Annotated in this window: 16 protein-coding genes and 2 pseudogenes; 10 read left to right on the forward strand and 8 right to left on the reverse strand. The window is 67.7% G+C overall.

Annotated features, from left to right (window positions below; genetic code table 11):
- Positions 1-400: 400 nt before the first annotated feature.
- Positions 401-850 (reverse strand): LppU/SCO3897 family protein, encoded by a 450-nt coding sequence (locus AC3EUJ_RS16540; RefSeq protein ID WP_431961987.1) that lies wholly within the window; start codon positions 848-850, stop codon positions 401-403.
- A gap of 207 nt (positions 851-1,057) precedes the next feature.
- Between AC3EUJ_RS16540 and AC3EUJ_RS16545 the strand changes: the two genes are divergently transcribed.
- From AC3EUJ_RS16545 to AC3EUJ_RS16570, 6 genes and pseudogenes are all read left to right on the forward strand, one after another.
- Positions 1,058-1,324 carry a hypothetical protein gene (locus AC3EUJ_RS16545; protein WP_431961988.1) on the forward strand — a complete coding sequence of 89 codons (267 nt, stop codon included), beginning with the start codon at positions 1,058-1,060 and terminating at the stop codon, positions 1,322-1,324.
- Positions 1,325-1,833: 509 nt separating this feature from the next.
- A complete protein-coding gene (locus tag AC3EUJ_RS16550) occupies positions 1,834-2,334 on the forward strand; it encodes a hypothetical protein (protein WP_431962016.1) in 501 nt (166 codons plus the stop codon).
- The gene (locus tag AC3EUJ_RS16555) at positions 2,331-2,675 is read left to right on the forward strand and encodes a transcriptional regulator (protein ID WP_431961989.1); all 345 of its coding nucleotides are present in this window, start codon (positions 2,331-2,333) and stop codon (positions 2,673-2,675) included. Before AC3EUJ_RS16550 ends, AC3EUJ_RS16555 begins: the two co-directional genes overlap by 4 nt.
- Complete coding sequence (locus AC3EUJ_RS16560; RefSeq protein WP_431961990.1) at positions 2,672-3,604, forward strand: ABC transporter ATP-binding protein; 933 nt, start codon at positions 2,672-2,674, stop codon at positions 3,602-3,604. Before AC3EUJ_RS16555 ends, AC3EUJ_RS16560 begins: the two co-directional genes overlap by 4 nt.
- Positions 3,601-4,476: an ABC transporter permease gene (locus tag AC3EUJ_RS16565; protein WP_431961991.1), complete on the forward strand. Its 876-nt coding sequence runs from the start codon at positions 3,601-3,603 to the stop codon at positions 4,474-4,476. Before AC3EUJ_RS16560 ends, AC3EUJ_RS16565 begins: the two co-directional genes overlap by 4 nt.
- A gap of 200 nt (positions 4,477-4,676) precedes the next feature.
- Positions 4,677-4,934: pseudogene (locus tag AC3EUJ_RS16570) on the forward strand (Tn3 family transposase); the annotation flags it as partial.
- A 47-nt stretch (positions 4,935-4,981) separates the two neighbouring features.
- Here the strand turns inward: AC3EUJ_RS16570 and AC3EUJ_RS16575 are convergent.
- On the reverse strand, positions 4,982-5,605 hold the full coding sequence (locus tag AC3EUJ_RS16575; protein WP_431961992.1) for an NADPH-dependent F420 reductase: 624 nt from the start codon (positions 5,603-5,605) through the stop codon (positions 4,982-4,984).
- Positions 5,606-5,638: 33 nt separating this feature from the next.
- Complete coding sequence (locus AC3EUJ_RS16580; RefSeq protein ID WP_431961993.1) at positions 5,639-6,373, reverse strand: SDR family NAD(P)-dependent oxidoreductase; 735 nt, start codon at positions 6,371-6,373, stop codon at positions 5,639-5,641.
- 143 nt (positions 6,374-6,516) lie between these two features.
- Between AC3EUJ_RS16580 and AC3EUJ_RS16585 the strand changes: the two genes are divergently transcribed.
- A complete protein-coding gene (locus AC3EUJ_RS16585) occupies positions 6,517-7,128 on the forward strand; it encodes a TetR/AcrR family transcriptional regulator (RefSeq protein ID WP_431961994.1) in 612 nt (203 codons plus the stop codon).
- A 382-nt stretch (positions 7,129-7,510) separates the two neighbouring features.
- Here AC3EUJ_RS16585 and AC3EUJ_RS16590 read toward each other — a convergent pair whose 3' ends face one another.
- Positions 7,511-7,945, reverse strand: coding sequence for a transposase family protein (locus AC3EUJ_RS16590; protein WP_431961995.1), 435 nt, complete (start codon positions 7,943-7,945; stop codon positions 7,511-7,513).
- A gap of 399 nt (positions 7,946-8,344) precedes the next feature.
- Between AC3EUJ_RS16590 and AC3EUJ_RS16595 the strand changes: the two genes are divergently transcribed.
- From AC3EUJ_RS16595 to AC3EUJ_RS16605, 3 genes and pseudogenes are all read left to right on the forward strand, one after another.
- Positions 8,345-10,996, forward strand: a complete 2,652-nt coding sequence (locus tag AC3EUJ_RS16595; RefSeq protein WP_431961996.1) for a hypothetical protein — start codon at positions 8,345-8,347, stop codon at positions 10,994-10,996.
- Positions 10,997-11,131: 135 nt separating this feature from the next.
- Positions 11,132-11,446 (forward strand): annotated as a pseudogene (locus AC3EUJ_RS16600) (transposase family protein); the annotation flags it as partial.
- A gap of 265 nt (positions 11,447-11,711) precedes the next feature.
- Positions 11,712-12,284, forward strand: coding sequence for an ISAs1 family transposase (locus tag AC3EUJ_RS16605; protein ID WP_431961997.1), 573 nt, complete (start codon positions 11,712-11,714; stop codon positions 12,282-12,284).
- A 209-nt stretch (positions 12,285-12,493) separates the two neighbouring features.
- Here AC3EUJ_RS16605 and AC3EUJ_RS16610 read toward each other — a convergent pair whose 3' ends face one another.
- The 4 genes from AC3EUJ_RS16610 to AC3EUJ_RS16625 all read right to left on the reverse strand — a co-directional run bounded on the left by AC3EUJ_RS16610 (position 12,494) and on the right by AC3EUJ_RS16625 (position 15,661).
- Positions 12,494-13,714, reverse strand: coding sequence for an NAD(P)/FAD-dependent oxidoreductase (locus AC3EUJ_RS16610; RefSeq protein ID WP_431961998.1), 1,221 nt, complete (start codon positions 13,712-13,714; stop codon positions 12,494-12,496).
- Complete coding sequence (locus tag AC3EUJ_RS16615) at positions 13,711-13,917, reverse strand: ferredoxin (RefSeq protein WP_431961999.1); 207 nt, start codon at positions 13,915-13,917, stop codon at positions 13,711-13,713. The genes AC3EUJ_RS16610 and AC3EUJ_RS16615 overlap by 4 nt, the downstream gene beginning before the upstream one ends.
- Positions 13,914-14,834, reverse strand: coding sequence for a pyridoxamine 5'-phosphate oxidase family protein (locus AC3EUJ_RS16620; protein ID WP_431962000.1), 921 nt, complete (start codon positions 14,832-14,834; stop codon positions 13,914-13,916). The genes AC3EUJ_RS16615 and AC3EUJ_RS16620 overlap by 4 nt, the downstream gene beginning before the upstream one ends.
- Before the next feature lie 362 nt (positions 14,835-15,196).
- Positions 15,197-15,661 carry a VOC family protein gene (locus AC3EUJ_RS16625; protein ID WP_431962001.1) on the reverse strand — a complete coding sequence of 155 codons (465 nt, stop codon included), beginning with the start codon at positions 15,659-15,661 and terminating at the stop codon, positions 15,197-15,199.
- Positions 15,662-15,760: the final 99 nt, after the last annotated feature.

The following is a 15,760-nucleotide window of genomic DNA, read 5'->3' on the forward strand; positions in this document are numbered from 1 at the left end:
GGCGGCCGGCCCTCTCGCGTCGCAACGCCGTCGGTCAGCCCTTGACGGAGCGGCGGGACTTCGGCGCGATCAACGGGTCGCAGCGGGCAGGCCCGCCGCCGGGGGCTGGGCGGCGTAGGCGCTGCCGAGCGGGCGGCGAGGCCCGGGACGGGGAGGTCGGTGCTGACGATCGGGGCGCCGCCGGCCAGGGCGGCCTTGAGCGGGCTGGTGTCGCCGGTCTTGGCGGCGCCGAAGGGCACGTCGCCCCGGGGTGCGGACGAAGTGGCCCTCGCGGACCCTCGCGGGCCGCGGTGTACGCAGGCGCGGAGCCGCCGGCGGCGCCGTCGCCGCTGACGACGTCGGCGCCGACGTCCGGGACCGCACCGTGGCCGGGGCGGGCCTCAGGGGCGAGGGTGAGGGCTCACTTCACCGGTTCGAGGCAGAGCGTGAAGTCCCGGCCGGCGCCGCCCTGGCTGTACGTCCGGTACGGGTCGTCGCAGGTGCCGTCCGTCCCGGACTGCCTGCTGACGACTTTGAACTGGGCTTTCGTGTCACCGCAGTCCACGATCTCGAACTCCGGGTCCCCGACGGAGATCACGCCCGTGGCCGCCGCGTTCCCGGCGTGCAGGCAGTCGCCCGCGTCCGCGGTCGCGGCGCCCCCGAACCAGACGGTGTAGCCGCCGTAGACCACGAAGCCGATCACGACGAGGCCGGCGATCCCCCTGACGATGGCCTTGACGCTCACGCGGCGCGCGGGTGCGGGCACCGGAGGGCCGGGCACGCTGTACGGGTTGCCGCCCTGCGGACCGTACGGGGCGGGCGGCTGCTGGGAGTACGGGTTGGTGCCGGGCGGTGGCGGCGGAGTGGCCATCGTGATTCCCCCTGGATCTCGTAAAGGCAGGGTCAAGTGATCGGTGGAAGTTACCACCGGGACGTGCCCGAGCAGGCCGGTCACCGGAATCTGTGGCCTTGACGTGACACAGGGCGTGCGCCGCCCTGCGGCACCGTGTTGGTGGCCGCAAGACCCTTCAGGCCGACCCCGATCGCGAGGCCGGAACACAGCTTCACAGCGGAGGCGGTGCGTGGGCCGTCCCAGATCTTGCGGGCCGGGGCCGCGTCGGCCACGGCCGTCGACGACGAAGGCGGCAGCGTCCGGCGCACCGTCATCCGCGCCTTCGGCGAACCGGGGACCCGGGGTGACGAGCAGGCCGGCACGACGAAGGTCTCCAACCTGGTCGTCAACGGCGGAAAGCCGGTCGTTCTCACCATCGCACGGCGAGGGCAGGGCCCCGACCGCGGACGGTCGGGGCCCTGCGTGGCGACGGGACTCCGGTGGCGCACATAGGTCTGCGGGGGCCCGTGGGCTACCACCAGATGACGACGTATCCGGGACCGCCGGCCTCGCCGGTGTTGGGGCTGGAGGTGCTGCCGCCTGTGCCGCCGATGCCCGCATTCGACGGTGCCGGCTGGATGACGCCGTCCACCGCGGGACGACCTCCCTGGCCCGGCGGAGCGGTGGTCCCGCCGGGCCCCGCCGGCGGCGCCTTCTCGGACCGTGCCCTGCCCGGGACAGGAGGCGTTGCCGCCCGAGCCACCGGTGGAGGCGAACCGCGCGCCGCTGCCGCCGAATGCGCGCGCGACGCTGCCGAGACCGTTGTCCACCGAGCTGGTGGTGCCCGGCTGGCCGTCCTGAAGCGCGGTCCCGCCTGCTCCTCCCGCGCCGATGTCCACCGCGGCCTGCTCCAGGCGGGGAGGCGTGAAGACGAAGTTCCCTCCGTCTTGCCTACCAGGAAAGCCAAGAGTAACTTTCCTGATAGGAAAGTTATCGGGGACAGGAGGGTGATGGCCGTGAGCATGCCGGTGGATGCCGAACAGGCATGGAAGGATCTCCAGCGCATCCGAGTGCCGCAGGAGCGGGTGTACGACGAGTTCGAGCGCTCCGTGTCCGGCGGGCGCGGCATGGCCTACGGCACGGCCGCGCTCATGTGGGTGTTCCTTGCCGGCGTGGGCATGGACCTGCCCCAGTGGGGCGTCGGACTGTTCATGGCCGCCTACGCCGGCCTGTTGAGCGTGCTGGTCGTGATGAGCAGCCGCAGGAGCCGGATGCGACTGCATCACACTCGCTGCCCCGGGCGTACGTGGGCCGCGTTCGGTGCGGCGGCGGTGCTGGTCGGTGGGACGATCGTGCTGTCGGACCACCTGACCGAGCCGCTGGCGCCGATCTACTCCGGCCCCATCCAGGCCACGGCCGCGGTGGCCGTGTACCTGCTCTCCCTCGGTCCCGCCAACCGCTGGGCGGCTGACTCGGTGCGGAGCGGCGGCGAACCGGCGGTCGGCGAGGCGACGGGCCGATGAGCACCCCCGCCGGCTTCGACGAGCTGATCCACCCCGCCACCCGGCTGTCAGTGGTCGCGCTGCTGGCCGCCACCGAGTCGGCGGACTTCGCGTTCGTCCGCGACAGCCTCTCGCTCAGCGACTCCGCGCTCTCCAAGCAGCTGCACACCTTGGAGGGGGCCGGATACCTGGAGATCCAGAAGGAGGGCGGCGGCCGCAACCGCCGTACGAAGGTACGGCTGACGGACCGCGGGCGCACCGCCTTCGAGGGACATGTGGCGGCACTCCGGGCCATCGTTGACAGCGCCGGACCCGCGACCGGGGCGGCACAACAGCAGTACCCCGCGGAGGCGGGCCGATGACGACGTTCGGGCGCACCGGCGTCCAGCCCGTGATCCACGTACGCGATCTGACCATGGCGTACGGCGATGTCGACGTCCTGCGCGGCGTCGACCTGGACATCCACCGCGGCGAGGTCTTCGCGCTGCTCGGGCCCAACGGCGCGGGTAAGACCACCACCGTCGAGATCCTGGAGGGCTTCCGGCAGCGCTCCGGCGGGGAGGTGAGCGTCCTCGCCACGGATCCCGAGCGGGGCGGCGACGCGTGGCGAGCCCGGATCGGCCTGGTCCTTCAGTCCTGGCGCGACCACCGCCGCTGGCGGGTCGCCGAGTTGCTGACGCACTTCGCGACCTACTACCCCGACCCGCGCGCCCCGGCCGAACTGCTGGCCCTGGTCGGCCTCACCGACCAGGCCGGCCGGCAGGTGGACCGACTGTCCGGCGGCCAGCGCCGGCGCCTCGACGTCGCGCTCGGCATCGTCGGCCGCCCCGAACTCCTCTTCCTGGACGAGCCGACCACCGGCTTCGACCCCCAGGCGCGGCACGAGTTCCACGTCCTGGTCGAACGGCTGGCCCGCGACGAGGGCGTCACCGTCCTGCTCACCACCCATGACCTTGCGGAGGCCGAGCGGCTCGCCGACCGGATCGCCATGCTGGTCGGCGGCCGGATCAGGGCCTGTGGCCCACCCGCGGAACTGGCCCGGCGAGCCGCCGCCCAGGCCGAGGTCCGCTGGACGGCCGACGATGGGACGCCCCGCCGCGAACGCACCGAGGACCCCTCACGGCTGGTCTGGGAACTCCACCGGCACGCCGCCGGACCGATCGCCGACCTGGAAATCCGCCGCCCGACGCTGGAGGACACCTATCTGCACATGGTGCACCGGGAGGCCGATGGCACGGATGGGGCCGACGGCACGGACAGGGACGCGGACGAGGAGGCACGGGCCGCATGAGGGTGGCACACAAGACGAACAGGACGAACATCTGGCGTGCCGGGCTCCGGCGCGGCGGAATCGAGCTGCGACACCTCCTGCGCAACGGCAGGGAGGTGTCCGGCCATCTGACCAACGTGGTCGTCGCGCTGCTCGTCGCCGCCTACATCGACGACGATGTGCCGGGTACCCATACCCCGATGACTCATCTGGTGCTGGCGGGCTTCGCCGCCTATCTGCTATTCCAGGTCGGGCTGATCTACCTCCCGCAGATCCTCGTGACCGAGCGGGAGGAGGGCGCCCTGCTGCGGCTGCGCGCCACGCCCGGCGGGATACCGGCCTTCCTCGTCGCCAAGTGCCTGCTGGTGGTCGTCATGGCGCTCGGCACCCTGGCCCTGCTCCTGGTCGCCGGGGCGCTGCTGGTGGACGGGCCACTGCCGCGCGGGCCGGGGGGCTGGCTGACGCTGCTATGGGTCACCCCGCTCGGGCTGCTCGCCGTCGTACCGCTGGGCGCGGCCATAGGCGCCGTGCTGCCCAACCCGCGCGAGGCGTTGGCGTGGACCATGCTGCCCACCATGGGGCTGCTGATCACCTCCGGAGTGATGTTCCCGATCACCTCGCTGCCCGTGCCGGTCCAGCAGGTGGCCTCCGTCTTCCCGCTCAAGTGGATGGCACAGGGCCTGCGTTCGGTGCTGCTGCCGGACGCCGCACGGACCGCCGAGGTGGCCGGCTCCTGGGAACTGCCCACGGTCGCCCTGGTCCTGACCGCCTGGGCCGTCCTCGGGTTCCTCCTCGCGGTGCCCCTCCTGCGCCGCGCCGCCCGCCGCGAGTCCGGCTCCCGCCTGTCCGCGCGCCGCCGCAAGACGGCACAGAGCGGCGCGCTGCCCGCGTAGGCGGCGTCGCAGGCAGCGGTTCCGCCGGCGCCGGCAAACCCTGAGATCGAACCTCCACGACCCGACGCACGAAGCCGGTACGGATCTGACCGCATGACCAGTGAGGCCCCTCCAACGCTGCGGAGAGGCCTCACCGATTTCCAGAACCACCGGTACACGCCCCGGTCACGGCCTCGAACTCCTGAAGCCGAGAACTCGGGCGGCGGTCAGGACCGATCTCCGCCTGCGACTATCTCGCTGATGAGCATCTCCGGCGCGAGATCAACGGCGGACTACAGGTCGTCGAGAGCTGGAACTCCACCAACGACGAGATCTCCTACGGCCGCGAGAGCGTCCTCACCGGCGCCGAACGCGAGCACGCCGAGGTCTCCATGCTCGCTCTCCATCTCCTGCGATCCAGGCTGATCCTGATCAACACTCAGCTTCTCCAGGCGGTCCCCGGCGATCCGCAGTGGGCCGGGACGCTCACCGCACAGACCGGCGCGGGCATCCGTCAACCGGCTGCTCAGACGGCAAGTTCGGTGATGCTGAGGGCGAAGTCCAAGTTCCCCACCCCGTGGTTGGCGAGGCCCACCGTGACCACGCCCGCTCCTTCCAGCCAGTGCGCCATTTTCAGGCCGCCGACGTCCAGCGGGCGCATCCCGAGGCTCTCGATGAACGCCTCCACACTTGCCTTGGCCCGCGCATTGTCGCCGGCGATGAAGACGTCGGGCCGCCCCTTCTCCAGGACATGGCGGAAGACGGTGTTGAACGCCTTCACCACGCTGGCGCCGGCCGGGGCGACCTTGGCGACTTCCTGCGCGATCGAGGTCTCCTCGCGGTGGGCCAGCCCGTCGAACGCGGAATTGAAGGGGTTGCTGATGTCGACGATGACCTTGCCCGCGAGAGCGTCTCCGTACTGGGCGACGGCCGGCACGACACCGTCGTACAACAGGGCCACGATGACGATGTCCCCGGCCGGGGCGGTGCCCCATTCTCCCGTCGTGGTGCCGCCGCCGAGAGCCTTGGCCAGGTCAGCGGCCTTGGACTGATCACGGCCCATGACCTCGACGGTGTTGCCGCCCGCTATCGCCCGCGCACCGATGGTGCGGGCCATGTTCCCGGTGCCGATGATGCTGATGCTGCTCATGAGATGTCCTGCCCTGGTCGTATGTTGTCCGGTTCAGAGGGCGGTGGTGCCGCCGTCGGCGACGAGCTCCATGCCGTTGACGTAGCTGGAGTCGTCGGAGGCGAGGAAGAGGGCGGCGGTGGCGATCTCTTCGGGGCGGCCCATCTGGCCGCGGGGGATGAGGGACTCGAACTGGCGCTTGGTGGCCTCGTCGAAGAGTTCTTCCTGCTTGGCGGTGGCGACCTGGCCGGGGGTCAGGACGTTGACGCGGATGCGGCGGTCCTTGAGCTCGTTGAGCCAGATGCGGGCCCAGGCCTGCTGGACGGCCTTGCTGCCGGCGTAGACGCTCCAGCCGGGGAAGGCGCCGAGGGAGGCGTTGGAGCCGGTCATGAGGATGGAGCCGCCGTCGTTGAAGAGCGGAAGGGCCTTCTGGACCGTGAACAGGGTGCCGCGGGCGTTGAGCCCGAACCAGGTGTCGAACTGGGCCTCGGTGATCTCGCCGAGCGGGGCGGGCTCGCCCCCTCCGGCGCTGGCCCACAGCACGTCAAGACTGCCCTTCTCCCGCTTGACGGTGTCGTACAGGCGGTCCAGGTCGTCCAGGTCGGCGGCGTCGCCCTGGACGCCGGTGACGTTGCGGCCGATCTGCTTCACGGCCTCGTCCAGGGCCTCCTGGCGGCGGCCGGTGATGAAGACGTGCGCTCCCTCGTCGACGAACAGCTTCGCGCCGGCCAGCGCCATGCCGGTGGTGCCGCCAGTGATGACCGCTACCTTGCCGTCGAGCTTTCCCATAGTCATTCCCTTGAGTCGGTGGTGCCGTGCGCACCTGGGACGGCGGCGTTATGTACACCGCCCTGTGTACGTACCGTACGGGGCGGGCGGCCGGGGTGCAACTATGTACACCGTCCGTTACCCATGTCGGGTAGCATGGGTCTATGACGGAGTTGGAGAAGGGCCCCACGGGCCGCCGCCGCGGCCGGGGCGCCCGCGAGCGCATCCTCAGCGCGTCCCAGCAGCTGTTCCGCGAGCAGGGCATCAACCGCACCGGCATGGACCAGCTATGCGCGGCGGCCGAGGTGTCCAAGCGCACGGCCTACCAGCACTTCACCAGCAAGGACGAACTCGTCGCCGAGTATTTGCGCCGGTTCGACCCCTCCGTTCTGTCCGGCGTGTTCGACCGCACCGACCTCACGCCCCGCGAACGGCTCCTCGCCGCCTTCGACATCCCCCCCACCACCCCCCTGTGCCCCTACATCGGTGCCGCCGTCGAACTGAACGACCCCCAGCACCCCGCGTCCCAGTACGCACGCGACTACAAGAAAGCCGTCGCCGCGCGGCTCGCCGACACCGCCCGCGAAGCCGGCGCCCCCGACCCCGAACAGCTCGGCGAGCAGCTCGCGCTGCTCATCGACGGCGCCGCGGCCCGCACCCGGGTCCTCAACGCCGACGCCTTCCCCACCGCCGCCGCCATCGCCGCCGTCCTCATCGACAACGCCATCCCCGCCACAGCCAGCGATGACCGGCGACCGGAGGAAGTGTCGAGTTGACCCGGCACTCCGCGGCCGGGCTGGACGCGCTGCCGATCGGGCGGTTGCACCCGCTGGTACGCGACACCAGCCGCCCGGCACCTCGCCCGGATCTGGCCGGCTTTTACGCTGCCCGCCCGCCTGCTGCAGGCCGCAGCAGAAGCGGCGGGGAGACGGCGACCCCGAAACTTCAGGAACTCGAGGCCGTCATCCCGGCCCAGCGACGCTGGCGGGCCACCCGCATCTTCACAACCTCAACGAGCCGGAGACTTGCCACCCCTCTTGTCCACTCCACCGCGGCGCTCTCCTCGCGGGGCAGCACGGCGTTGACTTCTGGACCGAGTGAGCCGAACGTGCCGGTCCTCGAACGCACGGGCCGCCGGGGTAAAGCCACTGAGCCATTTCAGCGTTGCCACTCCAGGGTGAGGATGGCTTTGGCTGCTGACGACAGGCGGTTGGGGCTGCAGCGGGCGTGACGGAAGATGCGCCAGCGCTTGAGGGTGGCCATGCCGCGTTCGACGGGATAACGGAGCCGGGCGTGCGAGCGGTTCATCGATCTTTGCCGGGCGGTGAGCTCGTTGCGGGGCGGGCGTCGGGTGGGCGTCGCGAAGGTGCCGCCGGCGCCGAGGTAGGCCAGGTCGGCCAGGGCGGGAATGCCGAGGCGGACGCAGGTGGCCACGATGCGATGGACCAGCAGCACCGCCACGAACGGGTGACGCCTCCCGCGCCGCGAGCGCGGATCAGCCAGCGTCTGCAGCCGCAGCGCCAGCGGACCGATCGACCGATGCTGACGGCTGGGCGACTTGGTCAGGCAGACGGTGGCAGACTGGCGGCACATCGAAGCTCCTTTGGGCGAAGGCGACTTGGGAAGGTCACCTCCACAACGGAGCTTCGTTGCGTCGCGCGCCCAGCAGACATCGTCACACCGTCGTGACCTGCACACTCACAAGATCACTCAGACTTTGAAATCACCCTGGGCTCCCGGCCCCGCCGCCCAGACCGGAACTGAGTTGCCGTGCGCGGATCGTCTTTGCTGCAGCCATCTCCGCTGGCATTGCGCCGAGATGCATGCTGCGGGATCCTGCTTCAGGCTGGGAAGTATACGGATCCGAGATGCATGGGGAAATCCATGATGACGCATCCGAAGCGGGCCCGAGTGGCTCCCTCATCCCTCCCGCTCCGATACCCAGGGCGCCGGTGGCTGTACTTTGGCGTCCTGCTGGCTGGACTCCTCGCCATGGCTTATTGGGCCGGTCATATGTGGAAGGGCAGCAGTTCGGCTGAATGGCACTCGTGGGCGTGGCTGAATGAACTCTTTGGCGGTATCGCAGGGCTGGTGACTGGAAGTAACGGGGGCGAAAACGTACCGGCGAGTGCCCGTTTTGCGGCACTCGCGCTGCTCCTGTGGATATTCGCGGCTTGGCGGCGTGCGCTGCTCGCTCGCAGTGCGTACAAGCCTGGGCCAGTCGAAGTACAGCCGCTTCAGGATGCCACCGGGACGTCCGCTACTACTCCGCCAGTCGCCGGTCTGACCGCGCAGTTTCGCCAACAGCTTTCGGAGACAAGCCTGTACCCGCCGCCTGGTGTCCCCGAGCCACCTGAGGAAAGCGTTCTCGACCTGGTCGGGGACATGGACCCCGACCCAAAGCGTCTCGGGGCAAGCATGATGCGGTTCCTGGCGCGCTTGAGGCCGAAGCTCGCATACCGGGTCAGGGGAGAGCTACGGGCTCGCGACCAAGAACCGCGCTACGGCCTAACCGTGACCGTTACCTCGTACGCGCTCGGCGGCTGCCGAATGACAACGGTGTGGGGATCAAATTGGGAAGAGGCTGTCAGCAGCGCCGCGTACTGGGTTGTCGCGTCGCTCCTGCCCGTCACCCGAGCAGGCAAGCGCCTTCCCTGGCGTGACTGGGTAGGGCGTGATATTCCCCCTGAGCTGTTTGAGGCAGTCCAGAGAGCAAATCAGCTCCACAAAGTTCACCAAAATGATGAGGCAATGCACTGGTACTACAAGGCGCTGCAACTTGACCCGCTCAACCCCTATATACGATTCGAATTGTCGAAAGTGCAGCAGGAATGCGGCCTGTACATCGATGCCCTTGACATGATCCAAGGATCGCTTATATCTGACGGACAGCGGGAAGACGACTACACGCGGCGACTCTGGCAGTCATTCGGACATCTCCGCCGCCCCCGATATTTGTTGCATCTGCGGCGACGTCCAGACGCGATTGAAGTGCGATACGCCCACGCGATGTTGCTTCGACTCTTCGATGACCGAGACGAGGGCGAAAACCGGCGCCCGCGTTGTCGACCTTGGCACGGACGCCCTGCGGATGACCGGAACGATGATCGGGACCTGGCGACGCAGTGGTGCAAGCGTAATGGAGATGATTCGCGCGCGAGGGTACGCGAAGGTATCCGCCGGCGACTGATTCCAATATTGGCGAATCGATACTGGCCCATCGGCTACCTGGAAATGGTCAAAGCCGAGAGGCTGCGGAGCTTCGAAGGTGCGGATCCAAAGAAAAGGGAGGATGCGCGAAAGTGTGTCGAAGCTATTCTTAGCAGCGATTCTTGCAGGCGAGTCCGTTTGTTCTTCCAGCGGGCATCTGAACAGGAGATGGTCAGACTTGCCGCAGACTGTAAGCTCGCTTTCATCGTCCCAGGTGGCGCGAATTCCAGGACTCGCACATGGACCAATCTGCGAATCTGCCGTGACCTGCTGGTCCCTCTGGAATTGTCCCGGGCGTGGGATGAGTATTCAAAGGCGGAGCCTGGGGAAAACCCTATCGCTCTCCCAGGATTCGGCTGGCGGGGAACAACGCATCGGCCGTTTACCGGACTGCCGTCACCTTTGTCCGTCGATGCCCTAAGGGAACGGGTCAAGAAGTACCTCTACTTTTCGCACTGGCCGCTGCGCATGGATTGGCCGCTGCGAACGGAAAGCAGGCAGTGGCAGGATCATTACAACGCGGCCTGCGTGTACGGGGCCGCAATGCGAGATAGTCGAAAAATATGGGATCCGAAAAACGATGAGACACGACAGAAAACGTATAAGAAGACACGTGATCCACTCCTAGCCGAACATGCAATTGACGAACTGAAGAAGGCGCTGCGTGCTTCCGACAGTTCCTACACTACCGTCGAGACCGAGAAGAACATGTGGCTGATTGCCATTGATCCCGATTTGGCAGATCTCAGGAAGACGGATGCCTTCAGGGATTTTGTGGGCCATATGTACCCGCACGCCAGAGCGCTCTCCAAAACTCCTCCCGGTGTCGTTCAGCACCAGATGGCCACCTATGACGAACAATTCCTAGCAGCAGAAGCCCGCGCTATGGAGCAAGCCTGGCATCGACGAAGCGGAAACTCCTGTGCCGATATTCACTCCATGATTGAGTGGTTCCGTAAGGAGAAAAGCGTCTGGGATTCGGTGGAGAAGGTCGCAGCGGTAAGCGCTCGCGACTGGCCGACCAGGGTTGCTCTGATACGAGAGGTCAGAAAGGCATCCCCTGTAGCAGTCACTGGAATGGGGAATGTCCCTCCAGGTATTCCGTCCCCAGAAGACTTGGAAGGCAAGCCAAAATCCAAGGATGCCCCAAAGAATCTCCCCGATCTCCTGGATAAGCTGCACACGGATCTAAACGGGCGCGCGTCGGTGGTCAGTAAGAGCCAGCAATGGCTCGACAAGCTGCTCGACGCCGATGCCTCAGGAGTTTCCGAGCTGCCACCGAAAGAGGCGGCCAAAATCTGTCATGCTTACGCCGCCACATGGCAAAGGCTCGGCGAGTGGTTCGAATCCCCTAACCGAAAGAGTCGAAAGAGAGCGCAGCGCTCTTTCGAAACATCACAGAAGCGGATACCAGGCCCTCCGCCATCAGGGTGATTTCAAATTCTGAGTGATCTTGTGAGTGTGCAGGTCACGACGGTGTGACGATGTCTGCTGGGCGCGCGACGCAACGCAACGAAGCTCCGTTGTGGAGGTGACCTTCCCAAGTCGCCTTCGCCCAACGGAGCTTCGATGTGCCGCCAGTCTGCCACCGTCTGCCTGACCAGGTGGCCCAGCCGTCAGCATCGGTCGATCGGTCCGCTGGCGCTGCGGCTGCAGACGCTGGCTGATCCGCGCTCGCGGCGCGGGAGGCGTCACCCGTTCGTGGCGGTGCTGCTGGTGGCCTGCTCGGCGGTGACCGCCGGAGCACAGTCCTTCGCGGCCATCGGGCAGTGGGCCAAGAACGCGCCGCACTACGTCCTGATCCGGCTCGGGGCGCGCACCGCCACCGCGCTCGGTGTGCGGGTGGCACCGAGTGGAGCGACGATCCGCCGGGTCATTCTGCACACCTGCCCCGGCGGTCTGGCCGACCTGCTGGGATGCGAGCCGGACGGGAGCGAGACGGTGGCTGTGGACGGCAAGAGCGCCCGCGGCTCGCGTCATGGCACCACCCCGGCCGCCCACCTGCCAGCCGCGATGACCGGCGGCGGGCAGGCCGTCACCCAGCTGCGAGTGCCGGACAAGACAAACGAAATCACCTGCTTCGCCGCCCTGTTGGAGCCCTTCGACCTGACCGGCGTCACGGTGACTGCAGACGCCTTGCACACCCAGCGTGACCACGCCCGATTCTTGGTGGAGGGCAAGAAGGCCCCACTACGCGTTCACCGTGAAGAAGAACCAGAAGGGCTTGTACGAGCAGTTGCGCACCCTGCCCTGGCAGCAGGCGACCGCGAAGTTCTACGACCGGACCACAGGACACGGACGCCTGGAGACCCGGGTGGTGCAAGCGCTGACCGTCACCGAACTCGGCGTGGACTTTCCGCACGCCGTCCAGGTCGCGAAGATCGTGCGGCACCGCACCAGCGTCACGACCGGCAAACGCAGCCGCGAGACCGTCTACGTCATCACCGATCTGAGCAGCAGGCAAGCCTCCCCGGAACGGATCGCGAAGATCGTCAGATCACAGTGGGTGATCGAAAACCGGCTCCACTTCGTACGCGACACCGCCTACCGCGAGGACGCTTCCAAGATCCGTACCGGACACGGCCCGGAGAACATGGCCGCCCTCCGTAGCTTCGCCATCAACCAGCTCCGTGCCGCCGGCCACACCAACATCGCGGCCGGACTACGGGAGATGGACCTCCGACCTTTCGAGCGACCGCTGACCCTCCTCGGACTCAGCTGACCAGCGTCAACCCAAGATCATCGGACTTTGCAATCGCCCTGCGTCGATGAGGCTGACTATTTCTCAGCCGGCTGACGGCGGGAACCGGCATTGAAACGAGCCCGGCGACCGGCAAGTGAGGGCGGCGCGGTGATGTGAAGCGTCAAAGGCGGCGCGATGTGGATCTCATCGCTGCCGCCTGGGCGCAGGTGCCCTGTCGGCCGGGCGGGTCAGGGGTGGGTCTGGGTCGCGAGGTGCTCGGCGAGTTGAGTGCGGTAGGCGGTGATGCGGGCGGCGCGGTTGGCGGTGAGGGCGCCGATGAGGTGGCCGTTGCGGTAGTAAGCGACATCGAGGCGGCGGTGGGTGGGGTCGAATTCGCGGACTTCGGTGTGATCGGCGTAGTGGGGTAGGCCCACGGCGCGGAAACGGACGGCGTACTGGGTGGACCAGAAGGAGGCGACGGGGTGGTAGGGGGTGGGGTGGTGAGGGTTGAGGAGGTTGTGGGCTGCGATCTGGGCTTGCTCGACGGCGTTGCTCCAGTGACCGAGGCTGATGCGGGTGGGAGCGTGTGGGTGGGGAAAACGGGTGACGTCGCCGGCCGCGACGATGTGGGGTAGAGGGGTGCCGTCGGTGCTGAGGGTCCGTGTGTATTCGTCGGTGGTCAGGCCACCGTTGTGGAGTTGGAGGCCGGAGGTGGTGAGCCAGTCGGTGTGCGGGCGGGCGCCGAGGGCGAGGAGCGCGGTGTCCGCGGTGATGTGCTGACTGGTGCCGGTGTTGTCGGCGATGGTGGCACCGGTGAGGCGGTGGGTGCCGTGGAGGCTGGTGACGGAGGCGTTGGTGATGACGGTGACGCCGGAGTCGTGGTGGAGCTGGGTCAGGAAACTGGCGGCTTTGGCGCCGACGGTGTTGTGCAGGGGAAGGGGTTGGGAGCCGACGAGGGTGACGCGGTGGCCGAGTTGAGTTGCCACGGAGGCGACCTCGCAGCCGATGAATCCAGAGCCGGCGATGAGGATGTGTCGCTGGTCGGCGGCGAGGTCGTTTCTGAGGTTTTGTGCGTCACGGAGGGTGCGGATGGTGTGGACGCCGGTGGTGGGAACGGAGTCGGGCCAGGTGCGGGCGCCTGCTCCGGTGGTGATGACGAGTCCGTCATAGGGGATGACGGAGCCGTCGTCGAGGTGGATTTCGTGGGTGGTGGTGTCGAGGTGGACGGCGCACTGTCCGTAGCGTTCGGTGAGGCCGAGTGGCTTGGTGCTTTCCAGGGTGAGGGCTTCGGGCCCGGCGTGCCCGAAGAGGAATTCCTTGGAGAGTGGGGGCCGATCGTAGGGCGGGTGGGGTTCGGCGCCGATGAGAGTGAGAGGGCCTTGGTGACCGCCGGCGCGCAGGGCTTGGCCGACGCGGAGTCCGGCGAGGGAGGCGCCGACGATGACGATGTTGTGGGGCGTGGTGGTCACGGCGATTTTTCGACGGTGATGGCGCGGACGGGGCAGGAGGCAGCGGCCTTGACGACCTTGTCGTAGAGGGCGGAGTCGGGCTCGGCGTTGTAGACGAGATAGTCGTCGTCGTCGAAGGAGAAGACCTCGGGGGCGGCGAAGACGCATTGGCCGTGGCTTTCGCAAAGGTTCATGTCGACGGTGACGTTGACGGTGGCGCTCATGCGGTGGCTCCTTCGATGGGCCGGGGCGGGGGTGGGTTGAAGCGGGAGTACTGGGGGGTGCTCCAGGTCAGAGGGGAGGCGTGGTCGGTCTGGACGATGTGGTGGATGGTGAATTCGACGATGCGTTGGGCGCCGGGGATGGCTTCGGCGTGGTGGGGATCCCAGTCGACGGTGGCAGTGCCGGTGAGCTGGAGGAGGGTGCCAGTGGCCCAGTCCGGGACGAGAAGGCCGGCGTGGGGGTTGACCTGGATGTTGCCGAGGGTGTTGAACATGGCGTTGCCGACGTAGTCGGGCCATCGAAGTCGTGTGGGGCTGAGGGGTTGGAGAAAGCCGGGGTTGCCGCCGCGGTGGGAGGCGTCGGCATTGCCGTCCTGGTCGGTGGTGGCGATGAAGAAGGTGTCGGCTCCGGTGAGGAAGGTGGTTTGTTCGGTGCTGAGTTCGCGACTGTGGCGAGGGGCGGCGGGCATGGCGGGTCGCTTCGTGGGTTCCCGCTTTTGGATGTATTTGGGGCAGTTGGCATAGACCTGGTCGAGGGTGATGTGGAGGCCACCGGCCGTGGGTTGGGCGGTGCCGTTCATGCGCATGCGTCGCCGGGTGGTGGGCTCCATGGCGAGCATGCCGAGGTGGGTGGGGTGGCTGAGTGCTTCGTGGAGCGGGTCGCCGGGTGCCGGCATGGCGGCGATGTCCAGGGACGTTGGGCCGCCGGCGGAGATGAATCCGGGTTCGCCGGTGAGTTGTGAGGCCCAGACGTCACCGTTGGCGTCGGTGCCGCCGATGACGATCACGGGTTGTTCGGCGAGGAACTCGCGGGCGATGCCGGGGATCGCCGCCCCGATGGCCGCGGAGGAGAAGTCGGCATTGTCCAGCAGGCCGGCTCGTTCCTGCGCGATGCGTTCGCCGTGATGGTAGGCGCCCATGTCCGGCTCCTTTCCGGGTCGGTGGATGGCGGCTCCTGGGCTGCCGCATGGAGCGGCAGCCCAGGAGCCGGAATGTCCGGATGCCCGCGACCTTCACGGGCTCACTCATGACGTCTGGTGACATTGCCTGTGCCATGGCCGGCGGGCGGCCATGTGACGCGCCGCACCAGAAGCCGCCCCCAGCCAAGGTCATGTACCGAGCGCGGAGGCCCATGTCGTCATTCCGGCTGGATCAACGGGGCGGCGTCACGCGGTTTCAAAAGCAGGGCGCGGCAGGGAGTGACCGCGGAGCACTGGCGACCGACGACAACTCGCGGTGGAAGCGGAAGACGCTGCCGGCCCGGCAGAAACCCGATACAGGCTTAGAAGAACCCGCAGGTCGGAGCGGCCCCCGCGGGGGCGGGGGCGTTCTCCGCACCGGTGGGTGCGTAGATCTCCAGGCGGATGCCGTCGGGGTCGGTGAAGAAGATGCCGCCGGATGCCGCGCCTTCGCCATGGGAGACGACGCCATCGTGGATGAGATCGACGCCGAGCTCCCGCAGGACCGCCTCGGCGGTCTTGATGTCGTCGATGGATTCCACCTGGAAGGACAGGTGGTGCAGGCCCGCGGTTCCGGTGGCGAACGAGGCACTGCTCTGCTGCCACAGGGTCAGGACGAGGCGGCCGTCGCGGCCGAGGAAAGCCCAGCGCTGGGCCTCGTCCTTGCCTTCGGCGATGACTTCGAAGCCGAAGACGCGGTTGTAGAACGGCAGCGACGTGTCGAGGTTGTTCACGTTCAGGCCGACGTGGCCGGTCTGCAGGGGTGCGCCGGCGAGGGACAGGGGCATGAGGGACGCCTTCCGTTGTACGGAGTCGGACAAGACCAGTCCGATCTAACCGTTGAAACGAACGTTAGCGGTTACCTTGGTCGGGGTCAACCGGTAAAA

The sequence above is a fragment of the Actinacidiphila sp. bgisy160 genome, from assembly GCF_057707815.1.